The 25585-nt window shown below is 61.8% G+C and carries 21 protein-coding genes and 1 pseudogene; 4 read left to right on the top strand and 18 right to left on the bottom strand.

Going from position 1 to position 25585, the window contains the following annotated elements:
- Positions 1–30: 30 nt before the first annotated feature.
- Positions 31–144, top strand: a pseudogene (locus tag H097_RS28505) (outer membrane lipoprotein carrier protein LolA); the annotation flags it as partial.
- On the opposite strand, the gene H097_RS00100 reads toward H097_RS28505, so the two are convergent.
- Complete coding sequence (locus H097_RS00100; protein WP_032856489.1) at positions 140–382, bottom strand: DUF2789 domain-containing protein; 243 nt, start codon at positions 380–382, stop codon at positions 140–142. The pseudogene H097_RS28505 and the gene H097_RS00100 overlap by 5 nt on opposite strands.
- A 149-nt stretch (positions 383–531) precedes the next feature.
- On the opposite strand from H097_RS00100, the gene H097_RS00095 reads away from it, so the two are divergent.
- Positions 532–2691, top strand: coding sequence for a hypothetical protein (locus H097_RS00095; protein WP_032856488.1), 2160 nt, complete (start codon positions 532–534; stop codon positions 2689–2691).
- Positions 2688–3392 (top strand): DUF3142 domain-containing protein, encoded by a 705-nt coding sequence (locus tag H097_RS00090; protein WP_032856487.1) that lies wholly within the window; start codon positions 2688–2690, stop codon positions 3390–3392. The genes H097_RS00095 and H097_RS00090 overlap by 4 nt, the downstream gene beginning before the upstream one ends.
- 33 nt (positions 3393–3425) lie before the next feature.
- Here the strand turns inward: H097_RS00090 and H097_RS27345 are convergent, their stop codons facing one another.
- The 17 genes from H097_RS27345 to H097_RS00010 form a co-directional block, all read right to left on the bottom strand.
- Entirely contained in the window at positions 3426–3701 is a 276-nt protein-coding gene (locus tag H097_RS27345; RefSeq protein WP_082445496.1) for a type II toxin-antitoxin system RelE/ParE family toxin, read from the bottom strand.
- A complete protein-coding gene (locus H097_RS00085) occupies positions 3679–3879 on the bottom strand; it encodes a hypothetical protein (protein WP_032856486.1) in 201 nt (66 codons plus the stop codon). The genes H097_RS27345 and H097_RS00085 overlap by 23 nt, the downstream gene beginning before the upstream one ends.
- 182 nt (positions 3880–4061) lie before the next feature.
- Positions 4062–6515 (bottom strand): TonB-dependent siderophore receptor, encoded by a 2454-nt coding sequence (locus H097_RS00080; RefSeq protein WP_032856485.1) that lies wholly within the window; start codon positions 6513–6515, stop codon positions 4062–4064.
- A 130-nt stretch (positions 6516–6645) separates the two neighbouring features.
- Positions 6646–7602, bottom strand: a complete 957-nt coding sequence (locus H097_RS00075) for a FecR domain-containing protein (protein WP_032856484.1) — start codon at positions 7600–7602, stop codon at positions 6646–6648.
- The gene (locus H097_RS00070; RefSeq protein WP_032856483.1) at positions 7599–8108 is read right to left on the bottom strand and encodes a sigma-70 family RNA polymerase sigma factor; all 510 of its coding nucleotides are present in this window, start codon (positions 8106–8108) and stop codon (positions 7599–7601) included. Before H097_RS00070 ends, H097_RS00075 begins: the two co-directional genes overlap by 4 nt.
- 73 nt (positions 8109–8181) lie before the next feature.
- Positions 8182–9627, bottom strand: a complete 1446-nt coding sequence (locus H097_RS00065; protein WP_032856482.1) for an efflux transporter outer membrane subunit — start codon at positions 9625–9627, stop codon at positions 8182–8184.
- Positions 9624–10682: an HlyD family secretion protein gene (locus tag H097_RS00060; protein ID WP_032856481.1), complete on the bottom strand. Its 1059-nt coding sequence runs from the start codon at positions 10680–10682 to the stop codon at positions 9624–9626. Before H097_RS00060 ends, H097_RS00065 begins: the two co-directional genes overlap by 4 nt.
- Positions 10683–10707: 25 nt before the next feature.
- Positions 10708–12243 (bottom strand): MFS transporter, encoded by a 1536-nt coding sequence (locus H097_RS00055; protein WP_032856480.1) that lies wholly within the window; start codon positions 12241–12243, stop codon positions 10708–10710.
- 169 nt (positions 12244–12412) lie between these two features.
- Entirely contained in the window at positions 12413–13333 is a 921-nt protein-coding gene (locus H097_RS00050; RefSeq protein ID WP_032856479.1) for a LysR family transcriptional regulator, read from the bottom strand.
- 52 nt (positions 13334–13385) lie between these two features.
- A complete protein-coding gene (locus tag H097_RS00045) occupies positions 13386–14012 on the bottom strand; it encodes a TonB family protein (RefSeq protein WP_032856478.1) in 627 nt (208 codons plus the stop codon).
- Between the two features lie 99 nt (positions 14013–14111).
- Positions 14112–14960, bottom strand: a complete 849-nt coding sequence (locus H097_RS00040; RefSeq protein ID WP_032856477.1) for an ABC transporter permease — start codon at positions 14958–14960, stop codon at positions 14112–14114.
- A gap of 12 nt (positions 14961–14972) precedes the next feature.
- Complete coding sequence (locus H097_RS00035; RefSeq protein ID WP_032856476.1) at positions 14973–15824, bottom strand: ABC transporter ATP-binding protein; 852 nt, start codon at positions 15822–15824, stop codon at positions 14973–14975.
- Between the two features lies 1 nt (position 15825).
- On the bottom strand, positions 15826–16851 hold the full coding sequence (locus H097_RS00030; RefSeq protein WP_032856475.1) for an ABC transporter substrate-binding protein: 1026 nt from the start codon (positions 16849–16851) through the stop codon (positions 15826–15828).
- A 14-nt stretch (positions 16852–16865) separates the two neighbouring features.
- On the bottom strand, positions 16866–17750 hold the full coding sequence (locus tag H097_RS00025; protein ID WP_032856474.1) for a TauD/TfdA family dioxygenase: 885 nt from the start codon (positions 17748–17750) through the stop codon (positions 16866–16868).
- 234 nt (positions 17751–17984) lie between these two features.
- The gene (locus H097_RS00020) at positions 17985–19346 is read right to left on the bottom strand and encodes an HlyD family type I secretion periplasmic adaptor subunit (protein ID WP_032856473.1); all 1362 of its coding nucleotides are present in this window, start codon (positions 19344–19346) and stop codon (positions 17985–17987) included.
- Positions 19336–21492: a type I secretion system permease/ATPase gene (locus H097_RS00015; protein ID WP_032856472.1), complete on the bottom strand. Its 2157-nt coding sequence runs from the start codon at positions 21490–21492 to the stop codon at positions 19336–19338. The genes H097_RS00020 and H097_RS00015 overlap by 11 nt, the downstream gene beginning before the upstream one ends.
- A 41-nt stretch (positions 21493–21533) precedes the next feature.
- Positions 21534–22880: a TolC family outer membrane protein gene (locus tag H097_RS00010; protein WP_032856471.1), complete on the bottom strand. Its 1347-nt coding sequence runs from the start codon at positions 22878–22880 to the stop codon at positions 21534–21536.
- 340 nt (positions 22881–23220) lie between these two features.
- Here H097_RS00010 and H097_RS00005 point away from each other — a divergent pair.
- On the top strand, positions 23221–25585 hold a 2365-nt coding region (locus tag H097_RS00005; protein WP_032856470.1), incomplete at its 3' end, for a retention module-containing protein.

Raw genomic sequence — 25585 nt, 5'->3', positions numbered from 1 at the left:
ATCTCGTCAACTTTTGAAACAATTTTGTAGATAGGAGGCCCCCCTGTAGGAGCGAGCTTGCTCGCGAAAAACGTCAACGATAACGCGGGAAGCCTGAATTCCCACGGCGCTCTCAGGTTTTTCGCGAGCAAGCTCGCTCCTACAAACGACTGCGGCGCAACAGCAGATTCAACTCATCCACCACTTCAGCCCAATCCGCATCTTCCAGAATTTCTTCACGCAAAAACGCCTGTTGGCTGGGCGTCCAGAAAAACGCATCTTCGAGCTTCAATTCCGGCTTGAGCGGTGAATGCACGGCAACAAAACGCTCAATGCTGGTGGCGTCATCGGGCAGCCCGAGCTGTTTGAACAACGACGGCAGGGTGTGGACAGGCGATTCCATAACAACTCCGAGACTAGGTGATTGACTACAGTCTAGACCGATAAAACCCACAGATTGACGGCCTTCTGTGCAACATTTTGCAATGTTCACGCTATTATCTGCACCTTTCGCCCAGCGGCATTCGCGGACTCCCGGAATAAGGACAATTCATGCGCATCGGTCTTCTGTCATCCCTGACCCTGGCACTGTGTGCCGGCGTATCCCTACAGGCCCAGGCCAGTGGCGACGACTCGTGCTACCCCGACTGGCGCGTGTCCCAGGACTCGCTGACCGCGTGCAGCAACGTGCCCTTCCTGAGCCCCGGCAATGACAGTCGGACCAATTTGCGTCTATTGCTCGCGGCCAAAAAGAATGCGCCGCTGACGCCCAATGCGCTGGGCGCAGATGACCTGGCCCAGGGATTCGGCCCGGTGCCGTTCCCGGTGTATCGCCTAGTCCCTGCCCCAGCTGCCGCAGAATCGGCCGAGGAACAAGGCGCCGAGTTGACGCAATTGCTGGCCTCGCTGGGTATCCAGCGCGATACCACGACGGCGCCAGCGGGCGACCAGTTCCTGTGGGGCGAAGGCAGCCGCTGTCGCAGCAACAATGTGCAGAGTGCCACCGACTTTGTACGCCAAGTGATCAAGGCCGACGTGCCGGCAAATGAACGGGTGCTGCTGGCCAATGCACGCTTGAAGTTGCTTGGCACCTGCGACTGGCAGGGCGAAGTGCTGCTGGAGCCACAGTTGATTGCATCGACCCAGGGACGTGAACTGACCACCTACCTGCTCGCCGCCTCCGACTTTTACAGCGGGCGCTTTGTATATGCCGAGCGCGGGTTTGCCGCGGTCACCGTCACAACGCTGCCCTGGCTGAAAGAAACGGCGGTGTACATGATCGCCCGCGCGTCGCTCAACCATGCCCAGGAAAACGCCTTCGACGAATACGGCATGCCCCAGCGCGAGGCTGTGGATAAGTCGGCCCTGGGCGAAGCCGAGCATAGCTTCCTCAGCTACCTGAAAACTTATCCACAGGGCGACTATGCAGCCTCCGCTCGCGGTCTGCTGCGTCGGGTCCACTGGCTGGCGGGCGATGCGACCAGGCTGGCCGACGACTACGCCTGGCAACTGACCGAGGCCAGCGATGCCGAGCGCAATGGGTCTATCGATGAACTGGTGGAAGAAACCGACAACAAGCTGCTGGCCAGCTACGCCGAGACCATCCGCAACCCGTTGCTGCTGGCGATCAACGACCTGATGTGGATGCGCGCCAACAACCCGCCCAAGCTGACCCGCGCCATCCTCGACGGGCAAAAGGCCGCGTTTGCCAATGAGCCTGCGCTGTACGACTACCTGCAGGCGGCGTTTGCCCTGTATGTCGAGCACCAGCCAGACGCGGCGTTGAAACATCTGCCGCCAGCGCTACCCGCGAGCCTGGATTACTTGGCATTCAGCCAGCAAACCCTGCGCGGCCTGGCCCTGGAAGCCAAGCAAGACTGGCAAGGCGCTGCCACCCTTTGGCTGCAACTGCTACCGCACGCCAAGCTGCCCTTGCAGCGCGAGCAACTGGAACTGGCCCTGGCGATGAACTACGAGCGCAGCGGCCAATTGGCCAAGGTGTTCACCGCCGACTCGCCGATCCAGACCCCGCAAGTGCGCTATATCCTGCTGCGCAGCGTGGCCGGCCCAGAGTTGTTGCGCCAGCAGATCAGCCAGGCCAGCGACCCGCTGGAGCGCCGTACCGCGCAATTTGTATTGCTTTACAAAGACCTGTTGCGCGGCCAGTTCGCGACTTTTGCCGAGGATTTGCAGCAACTGCCGGCCTCGCCTGCCGCAGATAAAATCGGCACCAGCCTGGGCTACGTGTACGACGGCGGCCAGGCGCTGACCTTGTTCCGCTGGAGCGGCGACAAAGCAGCCTCGGGCTATGCGTGCCCGACCATCGCGCAAACCGCCAGCACCTTGCAAAACGACGCGAAAAACCCACACGGCCTCAACTGCCTGGGTGAGTTCATCCTGCGCAACGGCCTGGACGGCATGCCCCTGGAAGAGGCGCGCTCAGCCGGCAGCCTGGGCAGCACTGCATCGGGTTTCAAAGGTGAAACCTTCTCGCGGCTCGATGGTTATCAACAGGTGATCGCCAACCCCAAGGCGCCGCGTGACGACAAGGCCTATGCGCTGTTCCGGGCGATCAACTGTTACGCGCCTTCGGGCTATAACAGCTGCGGTGGTGAGGACGTGGACAAGGCGGTGCGCAAGGGCTGGTTCCGCCAGTTGAAAAGCGGGTTTGCCGACACGCAGTGGGGCAAGTCGCTGCAGTACTACTGGTGAAACACCTGTGGCTAGGCTTGCTGCTGTTGGCGAGCCCGGCCTTCGCCACCGTCGACGCCTACGACTATGACGCTTTCTGGCTGTGGAGCGGCGTCGTACCACAGCCGGTGCTCAAGCAGGCCAGGACCCTGTACATCCTCCAGGGCCAGATCAACTCGACCCGCCGCCACCCCGAACGTGGCGTGCAGTTCATCGCCCAGGGCATGAGCGTGCCGCGCATCCGCCAGGGCCAGGTGTGGGTGGTCTACCGCGCCCACACCCTGCGTTGGCCAGAGCCGGTCTACACAAAGTTGCTGGGGCAGGTGCAGCGCTGGAAAACCGCGGGCAACCCGGTGGTGGGTATCCAGATCGACTTCGACGCCCGCACCCAATACCTGCACGAATACGCCGACTTCCTCAAGGATTTGCGCCAGCGCCTGCCAAAGGATTTGCGCCTGAGCATCACCGGCCTGATGGACTGGAGCAGCAACGCCGACCCGGCCGCCATCGCCCAGCTCAAAGGGGTGGTGGATGAAGTGGTGGTGCAGACCTACCAGGGGCGCCACAGCATCCCGGATTACGCGGCGTACCTGCCACGGATGAACCGGCTGGGGCTACCGTTCAAGATCGGCTTGATCCAGGGCGGGGATTGGCAGGAGCCGGAGTATTTGAAGGAGAGTGAGTGGTTTGGCGGGTATGTGGTGTTTTTGCAGAATCCATGAACCTAAGCGCGGTCATTAAAGACGATCGGTGGATCAGGGATACTCACGGCGGGCGTGAAGCACGCGAAGTACGTCGATGCTATCGGTCACTATCTGGTAAACCACCAGGTAATTGGGATGCACCACACACTCACGAGATCCAGGAACCCTACCTGGCCTGAACAAATAAGGGGCCGATGGCAGGCCTTCGACTGCCCTCAAAATGGTGCTATACAACACCTCGGCTGCAAGAGGATTGCGCTGATCTATGTAGTCGATGATTTCCACCAGGTCGGTGGTAGCTTCTTCAGTCCAGCGCACTACTTGCACGGGACTTCCTACGCTCGTCTAGAGCAGACTGAACCTTGGCCATTGCTTCGTCATGAGGCAAGCGGGGCTTGTCGCTGTTCATTGCCTCCAAGACTTTCTCACGAAACCAGCGGTCGTAACTGGCCGCCTGATCTTCAGTTTCGAACTCGGACACAATGGGGGAAAGTTGAGCGCTCATGGGGCGGTCTCACCAGATTAAGTTTGCAATGAGTTATCTTGGGAGAAACTCGCCAACACCGTCAACCGGCAGGACAGCGAATGGCGCGTAATCCGACTAGAGGTGCAGTGGCCGCCTGCAGTACGCCTGCGATGTAGAGGCCGAGCTTGCCCGGCCGCCACAGCAGACTCTCCTTGAGAGCCTTACCAGTCGTACGTCAGGCTCGACACCACCGTGCGCCCTTCGCCGTAGTAGCAATCCAGGTCGCTGGTGCACTGTGAGACGTAGGTTTTGTTGTCGAGGTTCTGCACATTCATCGCCAACTTGACGCCTTTGAGCTTCAGGGGCGAGGCGCCCAGGTCGTAGCTCAGGCTGGCATCGTAGACGGTGTAGGACGGCACACTGAACGCGCCGGCGTAGTAGTCGCCAAGACTTTTGCGCGAGTAACGCGCGCCGATACCTGCGCCGAGACCGGCCAGCGGGCTGTCGCCAACGACGGTGTAGTTGACCCACAACGCCGCTGTCAGCGGCGAGATGCCCGCCGGGTGGCGGCCTTCGCGCCCCTCGTTGTCCTTGGTGTACTTGATGTCGTTGCGCGCCGCCGAAGCGACCACATCCCAGGCATCGTTCAACACCGCCTTGGCTTCGAACTCGACGCCGCGCGAACGCATGGCCCCGCTCTGGCTGCTGAAGTTGGTCAGCGGAATGGCCGTCAGGATATTTTCCTGGTCCAGTTGGTAGACCGAGACCTGCACAAAACTTTCCTGGCCCGGCGGCTGGTACTTCACGCCGACTTCGTACTGGTTGCCGGTGGACGGGTCAAAGGGCTTCTGGTTGGCATCGGTGCCGGACAGCGGCAGGAAGGATTCCGAGTAGCTGATAAACGGCGCCAGCCCGTTATCGAACAGGTATACCAGGCCTGCGCGACCGGTGAATGCCTGGTCCTTGCTGCTGGTGCGGTCGCCACTCAGCGGCACCTTGTTGACCACGTTGGCCCAGTCATAACGCCCGCCCAGCACCAGCGCCCACTTGTCCCACTTGATCTGGTCCTGCACATACAGGCCGGTCTGGGTGATGGTGTTGTCCCAGCGGTACGGCTGGCCAAAATTCAGCGGCTGGCCGTAGACCGGCGTGAACAGATCGATGATCGGTGGGTTGCGGTCATAGAGGCCGAGGAACCTGGAGTTGGAGTGGTAGTAATCCAGGCCCACGATCAGCGTGTGGGAGAACTCGCCAGTGTTGAACTCGGCCTGGGCGATGTTATCCACGCCGATGACTTTGTTGTTCTGCTTCCAATCCACACCGAAGCGCTGCAGGTAGCGTTGATCCATGGCGCCGGTGGCCGGGTTGGCGACAAACCGATAGCCGTGCAACGGCGCCACGTAGCGGTCGTCCACTTCGGCATAGCGCGCGTTTTGCTTGAGGGTCCAGGTGTCGTTCAAACGATGGGACAACTCGTAGCCGAAGGCGACCTGTTCGCGGTTGTATTTGTTGACGCCCGGTTCACCGATAAACAGATCACGGTCGATCTTGCCGTTCGGATTTTTCCAGATCGTCCCGGAGGCCGGCAGCCCCTGGGCTTCGGGCACACCCTTGTCTTTCTGATATTGGGCGAACAGGGTCAGGCTGGTGTCGTCATTGGGTCGCCAGGTCAGGCTGGGCGCGATGAATTGCCGCTTGTTTTCGAAGTAGTCGATCTCGCCCTGTTCGTCCTTGAGTCGTCCAGTGAGGCGATAGAAGAATTGGCCTTGGTCATCCAGCGGGCCACTGAGGTCGATGGCCGCGCTCTTGTGCTCGTAGGTGCCGGCTTCAAGCACCACCTGGCGCACCGGGGTCTCGCTGGGGCGCTTGCTGACCATATTGACGATGCCGCCCGGCTGGTTGTGCCCGTACAGCACCGATGCCGGGCCCTTGAGCACTTCGATGCGCTCCAGGGAATAGGGCTCGATCTGCAACGCGCCGCCGGTACTGCCACCGCCGTACGGCAAGTGCAGGCCGTCAAGGTACAGGGGCGTCGGCGAGAAGCCACGGGAGGTCGGCTCATCGAACAGCTTCACTCGGTCGGAAAAACCACCGGCGCTCATGCCTGGGGTGTAGAGCAACGCCTGGGTCACGCTTTGCGCACCCCGCGCCTTGATTTCGGCGGCGGTGATGACGTTGATGGTCTGGGGGATTTCCACCAGTGCCGCATCGGTCTTGCTGCCCGTGGCGCTCCGCGTGGCGACGATGCCGTCGACCGGGCCCCAGGCGCTTTCCTGGGCCTGCTGGGCGCTGATCCGAGTCGCGCCCAATTGCACCGAGCCGTCCCCCGAAATGGCCTGCACCGACCAGCCACCACCGGACTGCATCGCCACCAGGCCGCTGCCCGCCAACAACTGCTCCAACCCAGGCCCAGTGGCATAGCGACCCTGCAAGCCAGGGCTGCGTTTGCCTGAAGTCAGCGCCGCATCCACCGAGAGCAAAATCCCCGATGCGCTGGCGAAACGGTTCAACGCCTGGTCCAGGCTGCCGGCAGGAATGTTGTATTGGCGCAAGGCTTCACCCGCGCTCTCCTGGGCCTGAACCAGGCTCGGGACGACCGGCACAGTCGCCAGCACACTGATAAACAGGCCACGGCGCAAGGCGCGGGCCAGAGGTTGGATTGGGTGGTGCGGCATTGCAGGACTCCCCGTGAGAACGCTTCTTGATTGGCTTTCAAGAGGTATCCCGGACGGGGATGGAAAACCGACAAAAGAAAATCAAAAATTTATCCTTGGCCCTCAACCCAGAAACAAAACCCTGTGGGAATCAGGCCCTGGGTTTGAGGGTGACCCAGTAACGGGTCACCGCCTGTACCTGCACCGGTAGCGAGCGCTCCAGCGCCGCAAGGATCGCGTCAGTGTCATTCAGGGGAAACACGCCGGTCAGCAACAGGCCCGCTACCGATTCATCGCAACGCAAAACCCCTGGCCGATAGCGGCTCAGTTCCGCGACAAACTGCCCCAACGGCTGGCGCTCGGCGATCAGGCGATTGTGGGTCCAACTGCTGGCGTTGGCATCCAGCGCGGTCACCGCCGAGGTCTGCGTTGCGCTGAACCACAGGCTGTCCCCCGCATTCATCAGCACCGGCACACCCTGCACCGGGCGCACCTGCACACGCCCTTCATACAGATCGACGCGGCTACCATCGTCCAACTCGCGCACGGCAAACCGGGTGCCCAGGGCCTGGATATCGCCCGCTGCGGTTTCGACGATCAACGGGCGGGACGGGTCGTGGCCGCTGGTCAGCAGGAGCTCGCCACGAATCAGGCGGATGCGCCGCTCAGTGGCACTGAAGCGCAGGTCGATGGCGCTGTCGCTGTTGAGGTCCAGGTGGGTGCCGTCGCTCAAGGTCAGGTGGCGAATCTCGCCAGTGGCGGTGCGATGCTCGGCAAAGGCCGCCTGCCAGGGCTGGCTGCCCTGCACCAGGTAGCCACTGCCACCGGCCACCAGCAGCAACCCAAGCAGTTTCAGCGCGGCCCGGCGCTGGGGGTCTGGCGCGTCGCGCAACACCGCACGGGCGCTGTCGGCGGGCACACCGCCCAAGGTCTGCTGCAACTGCTGCAAACGCTGCCAGGCGCGACGATGCTCCGGGTCGGCGGCCTGCCAATGGGCAAAGGCCTGGCGCTGGGCCCCATCGAATTCGCCGCCCCATTGCAGCATCAACCACTCACTGGCCTGCTCGACCACCGCCTGGGCAATCGGCGCGTCATGGCGGGCTCTCATTCTTCGTAGGCCACCTGGTAGCAGGCAATGATCGCGCGGGTCATGTACTTCTGCACCGAGCTGATCGTCACCCCCAGGCGTTCGGCGATCTGCGCGTAGGTCAGGCCTTCGAACTGCGACAACAGGAACGCGCGGCGCACGTTCTCGGGCATGCGGTCGAGCATGGCGTCGATCTGCATCAGGGTTTCGAGGATCAGTGCGCGGGTCTCCAGTGACGGCGACTCTGGCTCCGGCAAGTGGGCGATGCTTTCCAGATAGGCGCGCTCGATGCGCAGGCGGCGCCATTGGTCGATCACCAGGTTGCGCGCAATCTGCGTCAGGTAGCTGCGACTTTCCCTGGCCCCGGGAAAACGCCCAGACACCAACAGGCGCAGGAACGTGTCCTGCGCCACATCGGCGGCGTGCTCGCGGTCGCCCAAACGCTTGCGCAGCCAGCCTTGTAGCCAGCCATGATGGTCGCGGTACAGGAGATGAAGCTGTTGCTGGCCGTCAGTCGCGGTGTCCATGAATCGCCCGGATACACTATTGAGAGCAATTATCATTACAGCTTGTATCGCGACTGGCAAAAAACTTTATCAGTTACCGCCCGGCGGTCTGCAACGGGTACACCGACTCCCAACCTCCGCCCAGCGCCTTGTACAGGCCGACCATGGCCAGGGACACGCCGGTGGAGCTTTCCACCCATTGCTCCTGGGTCGCCAGCAAGGCGCTCTGCACCGTGAGCACGTTGACGAAATCCACCACCCCTTCGACGTACTGGTGCTGGGCGGTGTCCAGGGCGATCTGGTTCTGGCGCACCGCTTCGGCGAGGCTGTCGCGGCGCAGTTGGCTGGCGTTGTAGCGGGTCAACTGGTCGTCGATTTCATGCCAGGCACGCAGCACGGTCTGCTGGTAGGCCAGGGCCGCTTCCTGCTGCTGGGCTTCGCGCAGGTCGAGCATGCCCTGCAAGCGGCCACCGTTGAACAGCGGCAGGCTCAACGACGGGCCGAAAGCGAACGTGCGCGAACCCCAGGAGCCCAGATCCGATAACTGCATGGCCTGGGAACCGAGGCTGCCCGACAGGGTGATCCGTGGGTAGAAGTCGCCCTTGGCCACACCAATGCTGGCGGTCGCCGCATGCAGGCGCGCCTCGGCCTGGCGGATGTCGGGGCGGCGCTCTGCCAGTTGCGACGGCAGGCCAATCGCCACCTGGCGCTGGGTCTGGGGCACTGCGCCGTCCGGTGACAGTTGCGCATGCAAGGCTTGCGGAGCCTGGCCCATCAACAGGCTCAGGGCGTTGATCAACTGGTCCTGGCGCTGCTGCAAATCCGGCAGGCGCGCTTCGATGGCGGCGACTTGCGCAGCGGCTTCAGCGACATCCAGGTGGGTAGCCACACCGTCGGCCAAACGCAGCTGCGAGAGTTTCAGGCTACGGCGCGCCACGTCGAGGTTTTGCTCGGTGACCGCACGGGTGCTTTGCACGCCGCGCAGTTGAATGTAGTCCTGGGCAGTCTCGGCCAGCACCGACAGCAGCACCGCGCGGCGGTCGTTTTCGGCCACTTGCAGGGTGGCGTTGGCAGCTTCGGTTTCGCGTCTTACCCGGCCCCAGAAGTCCAGTTCCCAGGAGGCCGCAAAGCCTGCATCCCACAGGTTGAAGGCCGAACGGCCGTTGTTGCCCGAAGGGTCGCTCAGGCCATTGGCGCTATTGCGTTTGCGCCCGTAGTTGCCATCGGCGCTGACCTCTGGATAGCGTCCGGCGCTCGTCACCTGGCGCACTGCGCGGCTCTGTTGCAGGCGGCTGCTGGCCAGTTTCAAGTCGAGGTTGTCGCTCAGTGCCCGGCGCACCAGGGCCGACAGTTGCGGGTCGTGGAACACGTCCCACCACTGCTCTTCCAACGGATCGCTGACCGCACGGCTGGCGGCCTGGCGTCCCTGGGGCTCGGCCCAGTGCGCCGTCGACCGGACATCGGGCCGCTGGAAATCAGGGCCTACGGTACACGCACCCAGACTGACCAGGCTGAGGGTAAGCAGTGCGAGTTTTCTCATTGCTGCGCCACCTCACGTTGCTGCGCACTGGGATGGGTGTTGACGCTGGCCTCCACCGACATCCCGACCCGCAGGCGATGGATATGCGCCTGCCCTGGCTCCAGGAGGATTTTCACCGGAATGCGCTGCACCACCTTGGTGAAGTTGCCGGTGGCGTTGTCCGGCTTGACCGAGGCGAAGGTCACGCCCGTGGCCGGCGCCAGGCTTTCCAGGTGACCCTGGAGCACTTCACCGTCGAGGCTGTCGACCCGCACTTCAACCGCTTGGCCGGCATGCATGTGGGACAGTTGGTTTTCCTGGAAATTGGCCACCACATACGCGTCGGCCAGCGGCACCACGGCAAGGATCTTGCTGCCGGGTGTGACAAAGGCCCCGACCCGTACCGCACGCTCGCCGACCATGCCGTCCACCGGCGCGACAATGCGTGTGTACGACAGCTGATAACTGGCCATTTCCAGCGCGGCCTGGGCCCGCTTCAAGCCGCCTTCAGCCGCATCGCGCTGGGCGCTGAGGATTTCCACCTGCTTGCGTTCGGCGGCCAATACCGCCGTGGCATTGGCCAGGCGCGCGGTGGCCTGGTCGATACGGGTCTTGGCTTGCTGGGCATTCTGCACAGTGCCAGCACCGACACCGGCAAGATGGTTGTAGCGGTTCAATTCGTGTTCGGCAAAGGCCACTTCGGCGCGATCGGCGGCCACGGTGGCCTGGGCCTGGGCGATCACCGAGCTTTGCCGCTCAAGGGTGGCCACCGCGTTTTTCAGTTGAGCCTGGGCCATCAGGGTCTCGGCATCGGCGGCCTGGGCGGCGGCGCGCAAGTCGCGGTCATCGATCAACGCCAGCAACTGCCCGGCCTTGACCTGTTGGTTGTCTTCCACCAACACCTCTTTGATAAACCCGGCAACCCGTGGCGCCACCAGGGTGTAGTCGGCGGCCACAAAGGCGTCGTTGGTGGTCTGGCGCTTGTTGCCAAATACACCCGGCGCCAGCAGGTACACCAGCACACCCACGGCGCACACGGCGATAACAGTCACGGCAATCTGGTCTTTACGTTTCATAAAAATCCTTTGTCTGCGTCAACAATCAGGTGGGTGCGCGCGGCGGGAAAATCCGCGTCGGCATCCAGAAAATCAGCAGGATCAACGCCACCGCGACACCGGCCATGACGTAATAGAGATCCGAAGAAGTCAGCACCACCGCCTGCTGGTGCAGCCGATGGGCCAGGCCCGGGGCGTCACTATTGGCCAACGGTGAGTTGCCCAGGGCGTCCACCAGCATGGTCGAGTGGAAATGCAGGCGGTGGGTGGTCAGCACCTCGATCACCCCGGTGGCAACCACCGCGGCCAGGCCCTTGACCGTGTTGAACCAGGCCGAGGCAAACGGCCCATCGGTGGGCACGATGCTGCCGGTGGACAGCATCAACAACGGCAATACCGCCATCGGCTGGCCGAAGATCTGCAACAGTTGCAGCACGTAGAACTCATCCCGGATCCACGCCGAGGTCAGTTGCGCGCCGCCAACACAGGACAAGGTCAGCATGCCCAGGCCAATCCCCAGCACCCAGCGGCAGTCCACCCAGCGCAGGTTGCACAGGGCGGCTACCAGCGGCAGGGCGATCAACTGCGGCAGGGCCATGATCAGCATCACCGGCGCGGTTTGCAGCGGCCGATAGCCCTGCACCTGCGCCAGGTAGCTGGATGGCAGGATGATCACCGCCTGCAACACCACCAGCACCCCGGCCAGCACGATCAGGGCAAACGACAGGTTGCGCAGCCCGAGCATCTGCAACTTGAAGAACGGCATCGGGTGTGACCACTCATTGAGCATGAACAGCACCAGCAACAGCACCCCGCCCACCAACAGCGTGGTGATCAGCGGCGACTCGAACCAGTCCAGGCGATTGCCCTGCAAGATGCCAATCACCAGCATGCAGATCGCCGGAAACCCCAGCAGCAGGCCGCGCCAGTTGAACTGCTTGAGGCGCTCCAGGCGCAGCGGGTCCTGGGGCAGGCCGTAAGCCACGGCAACCATGGCCAGCAGGCACGGCGCGACAATCTGCCAGAACGCCCATTGCCAGCCGACATATTCGGTCCAAAGCGCCGCCAGCGGTGTACCGAGGCTGGGGCCGAAGGTGGCGGTCAGGGCGTAGCCGGCCAGGCCGTAGAGTTTGACGTTGGCCGGCAAGAAACCCAGGGCCACGGTCATCAGCATCGGTGGTAGAGCGCCACCGGCCAAGCCTTGTACGGTACGCAGCAGCAGCAGGCTTTCATAGTTCGGCGCCAGGGGGCACAGCACCCCCAGCAGGGTAAACAGGCCGATGGCCCACAGGGTGAAACGGCGCAGCGAAAACGTCACCGAACACCACGGCGCAAAGGCCATGGCCGAGACGGAGGTAGCGGTGTAAGCGGCGACCAGCCAGGTGCCTTCGTCAAAACCGATGTACAGCGCACCACGGATATCGGCGAGGGCGACCTTGGTCACCATTTCGTTCAGGCCCGAGACCAGCACCGCCAGCAGCACGCCGACCAGGCCGATGATGATCCGCGGGCCAAACACAGGGGGGCTGACGGCGGCGGGTTTGGCTGCAGCCAAGGGAGCGGGGGCAGCGAGGGAAGTCATGAAGGTACAACTCGGAAATAGAATACCCGAGCAGTTTAATAAGGCTTAGACATGACGAAAACTGACTTATGGGAAGGTTATAACTGCGCCAGACGCAGCTATCAGACCCACCACGGCACTCACTGTAAACGCTCCCACACAAGCCCATTCCACATTGGGATGGGGGTTTTCAGGTGGGCTGGGCTTCACGCCAGGTAGCCGCGCAGCTTTCGCGCATGGTTTCGCGCAGCCATTTGTGCGCCGGGTCTTTGTCGAAACGCGGGTGCCAGGCCTGGGTCAACACCAGGGTCGGCAGGGAGATCGGCAGGGTGAATGCGCGCAGTGGCAGTTTCAGGCGATTGGCGCTGTAGAGCGCTTCCTTGGGCACCGGCAGGATCAGGTCGGAGTCGGGCAGCATGAACATCGCGCCGTGAAACCCCGGCGCGATCATCGCCACCCGGCGTTCCAGGCCCTGGGCATTGAGGGCGGTGTCGATCGGCCCACGGGCGATGCCCCGTCGGGAGATGCTGATATGGGAGTAGCTGGCAAACCGTGCAGCAGTGATTTCTTCGTCGAACAACGGATGGCCTTCGCGGGCCAGGCCGACGAAGGTGGTGGAGAACAGGTTCTGCACCTTCACTTCCGGGGTGATCGGCATGGTGTTGCCGACGCGCAAGTCCAACCGCCCTTCACGCAAGGCTTCGTCGTCGCTGTCGCCTTCGGGGACGAAACGCAGCTCGCAATGGGGTGCCACACGCTCCATGGTGTCGAACAGACGACCGCCATACACACCGACAAAAAAGTCATTGGCGCGCACGCTGAACCGCCTACGCAAGGTGCTCAGGTCGACCTCGTCCGCCGACCGGAACAGCAACGCCGCCTGCTCCACCACATTGCGCACCTGGCCTTGCAACTCCAGGGCCTTGGGCGTGGGCACCAAGCCGCGCCCTGCCCGCACCAGGATCGGGTCGCCCACCGCCTCGCGGATGCGCGTCAGGGTACGGCTCATGGCGGCCGGGCTCAGGTTCATCCGCCGCGCGGCGCCCACCACGCTGCCCTCGTCGAGCAGGGCGTCGAGGGCGACCAGTAGGTTCATATCCGGTAATTGCATGCCAAGCACTCGTGATGGGTTTGGAGTACATAGCACGCAATCGTAGCAGGCTTTACCGGTACTGTTTCAGGCTATGCGGCAGGTAATCGGCGTAGGTGGCGGTGGGGTTGGCCTGACACTGGCGGACGACTTCCGGCAAGAGGTTTTCCAGTTGATCAGCCAAGGCCAGGCCATCCGCATAGGTACTTTTGCCACTGAACGCCGGCAGCATCACCGCCACACGGGTGATGGCAAAGCTCTTCATGGCACTCAACGGCCGGGAGGGATACTCGCGACGGAACTGGCTGACCTCTTCGTTCAGGTCGCGGCAGGATTGAAACTTGACCTCGGTAAAGTTCAGCTGGACCGCTTCACGACTGATGGGCTCGGGTGCAAACAATATGTCATTGCGCGCCTCGATCACCGCCGGGCGCTCGGCATTCACGGTCCAGGGCTTGAAGCGCCACTGCTTGGCCGCACCGACGGCGGACTCACCAAAGGCTGGCTTGGTGGCACTGAGGACTTTCACATCGCTGACCGAGCCGTCGTTATGAATCTTGAGGCTGATCTGCGCATGACCTTGGGTGGTGCTCAGGGTCTTGGGGTAGACCGGCTTGGCGCTGAAAACCACTTCGGGTTTGAACTCGGCATAAGCCGATGTCGATAACAGCAGCACCGCCGCCAAGACCAAAAACCGCATGTTCGTAAATCCTTTTACCGGCCAGGCCTGACGCCAGGGCGGCGTCAGGTTCGGGCGGCATTATCGGACTCGCAACAGGCAAAGAGCAATCATTCTTGTTTAGCGCTGCATCCCCCAGCGCTTCACAGTGACGCGCTCCAAAGTGTCGAACACCAGGTTTTCCACAAGCAGGCCGATCAGGATTACCACCGCCAGCCCGGCGAAGACCTTGTCGGTGTACAGCTCGTTGCGGTTCTGGAAGATGTACCAGCCCAGGCCACCCTTGCCGCTGGTCGCACCGAACACCAGTTCGGCAGCGATCAATGTGCGCCAGGCAAAGGCCCAGCCAATCTTCAGGCCGGCGAGGATCGATGGCAGCGCCGCCGGGATCAGGATAAACAGCACAAAGCGCATGCCCTTGAGGCCGTAGTTGCGCCCGGCCATACGCAGGGTTTCCGACACCCCCATAAACCCCGAGTAAGTGTTGAGTGCCAAGGCCCACAGCACCGAGTGCACCAACACAAAAATCAGACTGTTCTGCCCCAGGCCAAACCACAGCAACGCCAATGGCAGCAGGGCAATCGCCGGCAGCGGGTTGAACATTGAGGTCAGGGTACTCAGCAGGTCGCGGCCCATCTGGGTCGAGACCGCCAAAGTGGTCAGGGCGAATGCCAGGACAATGCCGATCAGGTAGCCCTTGAGCAGCACCACCAGCGAGATACTGACCTTACCCAACAGCTCGCCACTGGCAATACCGTCGTAGAAGGCGTGGAAGGTCTGCAAGAAACTGGGCAGCAGCAGGTCGTTGTTCTGATAGCGCGCCGCTGCTTCCCAGAGGAGCGCCAGCACGATCAGGATCAAGCCTTTGCGCAACCAGCCTTGTTGCCACAGGCGTTGGCGCAGGGGCAAGGCACGCTCCACGGGCACGCCGGGCAGCGGTTGCAGGGTGATTTCATATTCCTGGCGCATGGGCACAGTCCTTCAATAAGCAATGCGGATATCGGCGAAATCCAATTCGGTTTCCGCCTCGGGCGTTTCATCGAACAACAGGCGATGAATACGCCGCGCCGACGCCTGGAACTCCACACCGCCAAGGCTGTGCAGGTCGTATTGATGGCTGTGGATTTCTGCGCGCACGCGCCCCGGATGCGGCGACAGCAACAGGATGCGGTTGCCCACCACCAGCGCTTCTTCGATGGAGTGGGTGACAAACAGCAAGGTAAAGCGCACCTCCTCCCACAGCAGCAGCAACTCCTCCTGCATCTTGCGCCGGGTCAGGGCGTCGAGGGCGGCGAACGGTTCGTCCATCAGCAGGATTTTCGGCTGCATGGCCAACGCCCGGGCAATCGCCACACGGGCCTTCATGCCACCGGACAGCGTGTGCGGATAGGCGTCGGCGAAGGCGCTCAAACCGACCTTGTCCAGGTAGTACAGCGCCCGTTCTTCGGCCTCGCGACGCTTGAGGGTCTTGGAGGCCAACAACGGGAACATCACGTTCTGCTTGACGGTTTTCCACGGCGGCAGTTGGTCGAACTCCTGGAACACCACGATGCGATCCGGGCCCGGCTGCTCGACCTTCTGCCCTACCAGGCGAATTTCGCCTTCACAGGGTTTGATAAAACCGGCTACCGCCTTGAGCAGCGTGGACTTGCCGCAACCCGAAGGCCCCAGCAGCACAAAACGGTCGGCCGGATCGATCTCGAAACTGACCTGGTGGGTGGCCCGCACCACCCGTTCGGGCGTGCGGTATTCAAGGCTGACGTGATCCACCGAGAGCAGCGCCTCAATGGTCTTCAGGTTGCTGGCCGTGTGGCCTTGCAAGGGCGCGTTCATCTCAACTCCCTTGCAGCGGCTTGGCATCCTGGAAGAAGTAATCCTTCCACGATTCAGGTTTGTTCTTGATCGCGCCCACGCGGTAGAGGAACTCGGCCAGCGGGTAGGTGTTTTTCGGGGTGACGCTGAATTCGAATTGCGGGTTGTCGATGATTTTCAGTAGCGCGGCACGGTCGATCTTGGCCTTGGTCACACGAATGTAAGTGTCGGCAGCGGCGCCCTTATCGTTCTGCGCAAACTGCGCGGCCTCGGTCAGCGCATCGATAAAGGCCTTGTAGGTCTTCGGGTTGTCGTTGCGAAACTTCTCGGTGGCAAACAGTACGGTCGGCGAGTTTGGCCCCAGCAGGTCATAGGTATTGAGCACCACGTGGACATTGGGGCTGGCCAGCGCCTGGTCCTGGAACGGTGGGTTGGAGAAATGCCCGGTCAGCTCGGTACCCCCGGCGATCAACGCAGCCGTAGCGTCCGGGTGCGGGACGGCGATGGTGTATTTATCCAGGCGATTGAACTCCTTGTCGCCCCATTGCTTGGCCGCCGCGTATTGCAGGAACCGCGACTGCACGGAAACCCCCACGGCCGGCACGGCGATGCGGTCTTTCTCGGTGAAGTCGGCGATGGTCTTGACCTTGGGGTTGTTGCTGACCAGGTAGTACGGGAAGTTGCCCAGGGAAGCCACGGCCTTGACGTTCTGCTTGCCGTGGGTGCGGTCCCAGATGGTCAGCAGCGGGCCGACCCCGGCGCCGGCAATGTCGATGGAGCCAGACAGCAGCGCGTCATTGACCGCCGCGCCGCCGGACAGTTGGGTCCAGTCGACCTTGATGTCGATACCTTCCTGCTTGCCATATTTCTCGATCAGGTTCTGGTCGCGCACCACGTTGAGCAGCAAGTAAACGATGCCGAACTGCTCGGCAATGCGAATCTCGCCTTCGGCCTGGGCGACGGCGGGAGCAACCAGACTGCCGGCCAACAGGCTGACGCCAAGGCCCACGGTCGCGGCCAATCGTGCAAAGGGGGTTTTCCTGGACATGGTCATGCTCCGAATCAGAAAGGCGCGTCGCCCTGGATGGTGGTGCGAAACAGTTTGCGGCGCAGGTGGCTGGGGCAACCGGCGGCCAGGTGGATCAGCGAGCGGTTGTCCCAGAACACCAGGTCGTGGGGCTGCCAGCGGTGGCGGTAGATGTTTTGCGGGTGGATGCTGTGGGCAAAGAGTTGGGCCAGCAGGTCGCGGCTTTCGTCTTCGGGCAGGCCGACAATGCGGGTAGTGAAGCCTTCGCTGACGAACAGCGCCTGGCGCCCGTTTTCCGGGTGGGTGCGCACCACCGGGTGCACCACTTCGGCGACCTGCGCCAGTTGTTCGGGGGTCAGGGTCGGGCGCCAGTTGCCTTCGAATTTGGTTTCGCTGTAGCGCGCGGTGTAGGAATGCGCAGCGCTGCGACCTTCCACGGCTTTGCGCAGATGCTCGGGCAACTGGTCCCAGGCTTTGTGCATGTCGGCAAACAGCCTGTCGCCGCCTTCGGATGGTAGTTCCTGGGCGTGGAGCATCGAGCCCAGGCTCGGCAGTTCTTTGTATGACAGGTCCGAATGCCAGAACTTGCCCGCGTCGCCCAGGCCGATGGATTGGCCGTTCTCGATGATGTTGGAGACGATAAGGATTTCTGGGTGGTTGACCAGCAGGAACTGTTTGAGCACATGGATCTGCAACACGCCGAAACGGCGGCTGAAGGCGATCTGTTGCTCGGGGGTGATGCGCTGGTCGCGGAACACCACTACATGGTGGTCCAGGTGCGCGCGATGGATGCGGGCAAAGTCCTGGTCGTTGACCGGGCGCGACAGGTCCAGGCCAATGATCTCGGCGCCTACGCTGCCGGGGAATGGGCGGATGTCGAAGGTTTGCGCGGTGGGCAAGGCGGCTGTGGCGGTGGACATGTGATCACTCCCTGGCAGTCAGGAGAGTGACTTTATAGATATAAGAACTGGAATTTAAATACCGTTAGAGAATAACGATATGGCCTTTTGAGGATAGAGGCCGGAAGGTGTGGGGAGGTTGAGGACCCCTTCGCGAGCAAGCCCGCTCCCACATTCGACCGATTTCCAACATGGGAATACAGTCGAATGTGGGAGCGGGCTTGCTCGCGAAAGGGCCCGCCCAGACACCGAAAATCAACGCTCCTGCAGCGACTCGGCCCGGGCCTTGATGATGGGCTTGAGCAGGTAGCTGAGGATGGTCTTCTTGCCAGTGATGATGTCGACCGAAGCGACCATGCCAGGGATGATGATCAGCGGCTTCTCATCGGTGCCCAGGTGGCTGCGGTCGGTGCGCAAGGTGATCATGTAGTAGGTGGTTTTCTTGTCTTCATCGGTAATGGTGTCGGCACCGATGCGCTCCAGCTTGGCCTTGAGGCCGCCGTAGATGGTGTAGTCGTAGGCGGTAAACTTGACCACGGCTTCTTGCCCCGGGTGCAGGAAGGCGATGTCTTGCGGGCGGATCTTGGCTTCTACCAGCAAGGTGTCGTCCAGCGGTACGATTTCGACCATGTCGCTGCCCGGCTGGATCACCCCACCAATGGTGTTGACCAGCAGTTGCTTGACGATCCCGCGCACCGGCGAGGTGACCATGGTCCGGCTCACACGATCTTCGAGGGCTTTGCCGGTGGCCTGGGCCTTGTTCAGGTCAGTGCGCGCCTCGTTGAGCTCGGTCAGGGCTTCGCTACGGTATTTACCGCGAGTCTCGTCGATCTTGCGTTGTACTTCCTTGATCGCCGAATCAGCGCGCGGGATGGCCAGGGTGGTGGCGTCCAGTTGCCCACGGGTTTCCATTTCTGCGCGCTTGAGACGCAGCACTTCCACCGGCGACACCGCACCCTGGGCGACCAGGGGTTCGGACATGTTGATTTCCTGGCGCTGCAACGACAGCTGGCTACGATACTGGCCCTGCTTGGAGGTGTATTCGCGCATTTCTTGCTGGCGCTGCGTCAATTGCTCCTGCAAGCCGCCGATTTCGTCCTTGAACTGCTGGCGCCGGCTTTCGTACAGCGACTGCTCGTTGATCGCCTGGGTTGGCGCAGCAGCCCGCACATCTTCAGGGACACTCAACGGCCGGTCTTCGATCTGGGCGTTCAAACGCTCGATGCGCAGCAGCAGGGACAGGCGCTGGGCCTCGGTTTCCCCGGCGTTGGAAACAAAGCGCGTGTCGTCCAGACGGATCAGCGGCGCACCGGCTTCAACGATCTGCCCTTCCTTGACATACAACTCGGCGACGATACCGCCCTCAAGGTTCTGGATCTTCTGCAATTTGGAGGAGGGAATGGCCTTGCCATCACCGCGTGTCACTTCGTCGACCTTGGCAAAACCAGCCCACAGCAGCATGCACAGGAAAAACCCGATGATCCCCCAGATGGTCAGCCGCACTACGCGCGGGGCATCTTCGATCAGGGCCTTCTTGACCTCTGGCAGTGGCTGGCCGTCCAGCGAATCGGAACCAATGAAATAGCGACGGACCGCGTCCTTGAATTTACGCAACACTGATCTGCCCCTTCTTCAACGCTTCCATCACTACGGCTTTCGGGCCATCGGCAAGGATTTGCCCACGGTCGATGACCAACAAACGGTCCACCAGGGACAGCAGCGACGCACGGTGCGTCACCAGCACCACGGTTTTGCTTTCCACCACGGCTTGCAGGCGCTGTTTGAGGCGCTCCTCACCGGTGTTGTCCATGGCGCTGGTCGGTTCATCCAGCAGCAGGATAGGCGGGTTGAGCAGCAGGGCGCGGGCCAAGGCGACGTTTTGTCGCTGGCCGCCAGAAAGGTTCTGGCCCCGCTCGCCCACTTGCAGCTCGTAGCCTTGTGGGTGCAGGCGGGCAAATTCGTGGACACCGGCCAATTCAGCGGCTTGCAGCACCACTTCGTCTTCAACGTAACGGGCGCCGGAGACCAGGTTGTCGCGCAGGGTACCGGCCAGCAGCTGGATATCCTGGGGCACATAACCCACGTTGTGGCGCAGTTCGCTGACGTCGATCTGGCGAATGTCCACGCCGTCCACCAGCAAGGCGCCGGAGTCGGGCTGGTAGAGGCCCACGATCAGTTTGGCCAGGGAGCTTTTGCCTGAGCCGCTGCGCCCGATGATGCCGATCTTCTCGCCGGGCTTGATCACCAGGTTGATGTTCTTGAGCGCCATGTTCTGCTGGTTGGGGTACGTGAAATTCAGGCCCCGGCACTCGATGGCGCCTTGCAGGGTGCGGCGGCTCAAGGGGCGCTCTTCGAAGTTGCGCTCCTGGGGCAGCTCCATCATCTGGTCGGTGGAGACCATGGTGACTTTGGCTTGCTGGTAGCGGGTCATCAGGCCCGACAGCGATGCCAGGGGGCTGAGGGCGCGGCCACTGAGCATGTAGCAGGCAATCAGGCCGCCCATGCTGAGGTTGCCGTCGATGATCTGGTAGACGCCGAAGACAATCATGATCACACCGGCCAGTTGCTGGATCAGCAGGGTGATGTTCATCGACAGCCCAGAGAGCATTTTCACCCGCAACTCAAGGCGGCTGAGGGTGCCAATGGTCTGTTCCCACTGGTACTGGCGCTCGCTCTCGGCGTTGTTGACCTTGACCGCATCCAGCCCGGCCAGGGTTTCAATCAGGCTCGACTGGCGCTCGGAAGCCAGGGCCATGGTGCGTTCCATGGTGGCAACCAGCGGCTTTTGCAGCAGGTAGCCGATGCCCAGGGCAATCGGGAAGGCCAGCATGGGGATCCACACCAGGTGCCCGCCGAGGATCGCGATCACCATAAAGATCAGCAAGGTAAACGGCAGGTCGATCAGGCTGGTGAGCGTCAAGGACGCGAGGAAGTCGCGCAGGCTCTGAAACTCGTGGATGTTCTGGGCAAAACTGCCGACCCGCGCCGGGCGGTACTTCATCGACATGCCGACGATCCGCTCGAACAGCGTAGCCGAGATGATCAGGTCGGTTTTCTTGCCGGCCAGGTCCAGGCACAGGCTACGCAGGCTCTTGAGGACCAGGTCGAACACGTAGGCAATGAAAATACCGGTGGCCAGCACCCACAAGGTGGCAGTGGCCTGGTTCGGCACCACGCGGTCGTAGACGTTCATCACGAACAGCGGCGCGGCCATGGCAATCAGGTTGATCAGGAAACTGGCGGCGATAGCATCGGCGTAGAGCCAGCGCGAACGCTTGAGGGTGTCGCGAAACCAGGAGCGGGCCCGCGGGATCAGGGTGCCGTGGCTGACATCGAATTTGTGCTGGGGCTGGGCAAAGAACACTTTGCCGATGTAGTCATCGGCCAGCGCTTCACGCTTGACGATGGTTTCACCGCCATCGCTTTCGCTGAGCAGCACCTGGGCCTCGTCTTCACCCTGCCAACCGAGCAGCACGGCACTGCGGCCGTCCTTGAGCAACAGCAGCGCCGGCATGGCAATCGCGGGGATCGAATCGAGCTTGCGTTGCAGCAACCGCCCTTGCAAACCGGCGCGGGCCGCGGCCCGGGCCAGCAAGTCAGCGGTCAGTTGCTGGGCCGGCAATGGCAGACCGGTGGTCAGCATTGCCGCACTGGCGGGCTTCTGGTGCAGGGCGCAGAGAGCCAACAACCCGTCGAGTAACGGGTCGTCGTGCAATGTGCGGGGATCATGACTGAGATGGACTCGACTGACTTCTGATTCCACGCGGGCTCTCTCAACTAACAGATGGGACTATAAGGAATAGCTCAATTCATCCCAGGCAGTTGGACTTTCGGCTTCACATCGTTCTGTACGACGGAGGCCATCGGTGCGACCACTCCCTGGCTCTTGAGCAACTCGCCCATGGTCGCCTTGATTCGGTACTGAGTAAATAACTGAACGTTTTTTATCTCTTCCAAACGACGCGAAGCCGTGAACAGCTCGTTTTCACTGTCGAGCAAGTCAAGCAGAGTTCGTTCGCCCAGGCTGAATTGCTTCTGGTAGGCGCCGCGCACCTTGCTGCTGTGGTCGACGTATTGCTGGGCAATCGGCACCTGGGCATTGGCGTTGTTCATGGCGTTCCAGGCCAGGCCCAGCTCTTCGTTCAACTGGCGCAAGGCGTTGTTGCGGATATCCAGGGCCTGGTTGGACTGGTAGGACTTGGACTCCAGCTCGGCTTTGTTGCTACCACCGGCGTACAGGTTGAAACGCATGCGCAGCATGGCTTCCCAACCGTTGTTGTGGCTGGCGTCGCCGTCGATGTTGTTGTCGGCGTTGCGACCCAACTCGGCGTCGAAGCGTGGGTAGAAGGAAGACTTGGCGGCTTCGTATTGTTTTTCGGCGGCGGCGATGTCGGATTCGGCCGAACGCAGGATCGGGCTGTTATCCAGCATCTGGCGACGCGCTTCGTTCAGGTTGGCGGGCAGCAGTGCCATGAAGCTGGGTGGACGCTCCAACTGATCGGCGTCTTGGCCGACGGCGCTCAGGTAGTTGGTCTGGGCATCGGCCAGGTTGGTCTGCTCAGTGATCACGTTGTTGCGGGCCTGGGCCAGACGGGCTTCGGCCTGGTCCAGGTCAGCCCCGCTGCCGACGCCACGCTGGGTGCGCAACTTGATCTGGTCGTAGATACGCTCGTGATTGCGCAGGTTGTCTTCAGCCAGGCGCACGAACTCACGACGGGTCAGGACATCCAGGTAAACCTGGGCTACCGTCAATGCAGTGCGCTCGGAAGTACCCAGCAGCGAAAACGCGCGGGAGTTAACGGTGGCTTGTTGACGCCCTACTTCACTGGAAGTGGCAAAACCGTCAAAAACCATTTGCTGCAAGCGCAGGCTCGACTCACCGCGATTGAGTGTGTCCCAGTGGCCACCACGGGCACGGGTGGATGAACTGTCGGTACCTTCACGGCCATAACCCGCGTTCAAGTCGACACGGGGCAGGTAGCCACCCTTGGCCGCACGCAACTGATAGTCAGCCGCGATACGAGCGTTGACACCTGCCTGAATCTCAGGATGCACATCCAGCGCTTGCTGCATGGCCTGGGGCAGGGTTTGGGCTTGTACAAAACTGGCGGCGAGAACGAACGGTATTGCCTTAAGCAGGTGCAAACGCATTTTAAAAATCCCCAGGACTTCTTGTCTCAAGTCACAGCAACTTGGTGTGCTGCGTTAGAAAATGGCTACCGTAATGACCGTACGTCGGAAAGTTCAAAAGCGGAACTGGTTCACACATGTAGGACGGTTCGCCGCATGAATATCAATGTGACATTAGCGAGGCGATTGTTTAGGATGGCGCCAAGAAGGTCAATAGTTTGGCATAAAGTAAATTGCCAAAAAATATAGCCAATTATTTGACGTCACACGTTTTACAAACTACGCACCTCCCAGACTGATGAATCCCATAGGTTCTCAGTCATAGGGACACCCACAGAATGGATCGCCGGAGAAATCTTCAATGAGCAGTGTTGTTGCAATCGTCAAGGGCATTGTTGGCCAAGTTTTCGTCATTTCTCCGGAAGGTGCCCGTCGGGTGCTGGTTGAAGGTGATCGCCTGTTCGCTGGCGACCAGATTGACACCGGGATGTCGGGCGCCGTCAGCCTGGAGCTGGCCGATGGCCGCACCCTGGACCTGGGGCGTGACACCCAGTGGAGCGCCACCGCGCCTGACTCCAGCACCGACCTGGCCCAAGCCACCGCACAGGCCGCGCCTTCGGTTGCCGAACTGCAACAGGCCATTGCTGCCGGCGCTGACCCGACCACCGACCTGGAAGCCACCGCCGCAGGCGCGGCAGCGGCAGGTACCGGTGCTGCCGGGGGCGGCCACAGCTTTGTAATGCTTGATGAGACGGCGGGCTCGGTCGATCCGACCATTGGCTTCCCGACGGCAGGCCTGGGTTTCGCGACCAATGCGCTGACCAACGAGCTCGGCGGGCAACCAAACGACCCGCTCACGGCGGCACCTTTGCCGTCGACCCTGACCCTGGGCGCCACGCCGACCATCACTGAAGCTGGCGGCGTGCTGACCTACACCGCCACGGTGACCCAGCCGTCTACCAGTAACTTGACTGTTACCCTGTCCAACGGCGCGGTGATCACCATCCCGGCCGGCCAGGTGACTGGCTCCGTCAACGTGCCCCTGGCACCGAACGACAGCCCGTACATCGATCCCGGTCAGATCAGCGTGACCGTGACCGGCACGACCGGTGGCAATAACCTGGTGCTCACCGTCGACCCGACGCCGGCCGTGACCCAGATCACCGACACCATCGACACCACCACCGTGACCCTGACGGCAGGCGAAACGGTGACCGAAGGCGGTCCGATCACCTACACCGCGACCTTGACCAACCCGGCGCAAACACCGGTCACCATTACGTTGAGCAATGGTTCGGTCATCACCATCGAGCCTGGCAAGTCCACCGGCACCGTGGTGGTCGATACACCTGCCAACGACGTCTATAACAACGGCAGCACGGTCAGCACCACGATTACCGGGGCTACCGGTGGCAACTTCGAAAACCTGGTGCCAGACACCACGCCTGCCGTCACCACCATTACCGACTCGGTCGACGACACCGGCCTGACCCTGACCGCCACCAACACGGTCACCGAAGGCGGCCAGATCACCTATACCGCAACCCTGACCAACCCGGCGCAAACGCCGCTGACCGTGACCTTGTCCAACGGTTCGGTGATTACCATCAAGGCCGGCGAGTCCGTCGGCACCGTGGTGGTCGACACCCCGGCGAACGACGTCTACGTCAACGGCAGCACGGTCACTACGACCATCACTGGCACCACCGGTGGCAATTTCGAAAAACTGGTGCCCAACACCACGCCAGCCGTCACCACCATCACCGACTCGGTCGATACCACCACCGTGACGCTGACTGCGCCGGGCGATATCAACGAAGGCGACCAGATCACCTACACCGCCACGCTCTCCAATAAAGCAGAGACTGACGTCACGCTGAAACTGGATAACGGTTCGACCATCATCATCAAGGCCGGTGAAACCGTTGGCTCCGTGACGGTTGATGCCCCGGGCGATGACGTGTTTGTCGACAAGAGCACGCAAACCGTCAAGATCACCGAGACTACCGGCGGCAACTTCGAGAAACTGGAAGTGGCCGGTGACGGCGCTACCACGACCGTCAACGACACTATCGACAAGGTCGATGTGGTCCTGACCGCCACGACCACCGTGGGCGAAGGCGGTAACATCGTCTACACCGCTACGCTTGTGGACAAGGCAGGCAACCCGGTCACCAACATCACCAACCCGTTGACCGTGACCCTGGACAATGGCCAGACCATCACCATCGGCGTCGGCCAATCTGCCGGCACTGTCACCACTGTTGCGCCGAACGATGTGTATGAAGGCAACCCGACCATCACCACCGCCATCACCAATGTGACCGGCGGCGCGCATTTCGAGAACCTGGTGCCAGGCACCACGCCGGTCAACACCACCGTAACCGACACACCCGGCACTACCGACACCACCACCGTCACGCTGACCGCACCAGGCGAAGCCGACGAAGGTGGCAACATCACCTACACCGCGACCTTGAGCAACAAGGCCGGCAGCGACCTGACCCTGACCCTGAGCAACGGTGACGTCATCACCATCGCCAAGGGCGAGACGACTGGCCAGGTGACGTCCAAGGCACCGAGCGACGACGTATTCAAAGATGCCGGACCGATCAACGTCACGATCAATCCGGACATCGTCGGTGGCGGCTTCGAGAAGCTTGATATCGCACCGGGTGGGGCAACGACGCAGATCAACGACACCATCGACAAAGTCGATGTGGTCC

It is taken from the genome of Pseudomonas sp. FH4 (assembly GCF_000510915.2).
Lineage (GTDB): Bacteria > Pseudomonadota > Gammaproteobacteria > Pseudomonadales > Pseudomonadaceae > Aquipseudomonas > Aquipseudomonas brenneri.
The sequence above is the reverse complement of the archived record's forward strand: the minus strand, read 5'-3'. Positions and strand labels throughout refer to the sequence as shown.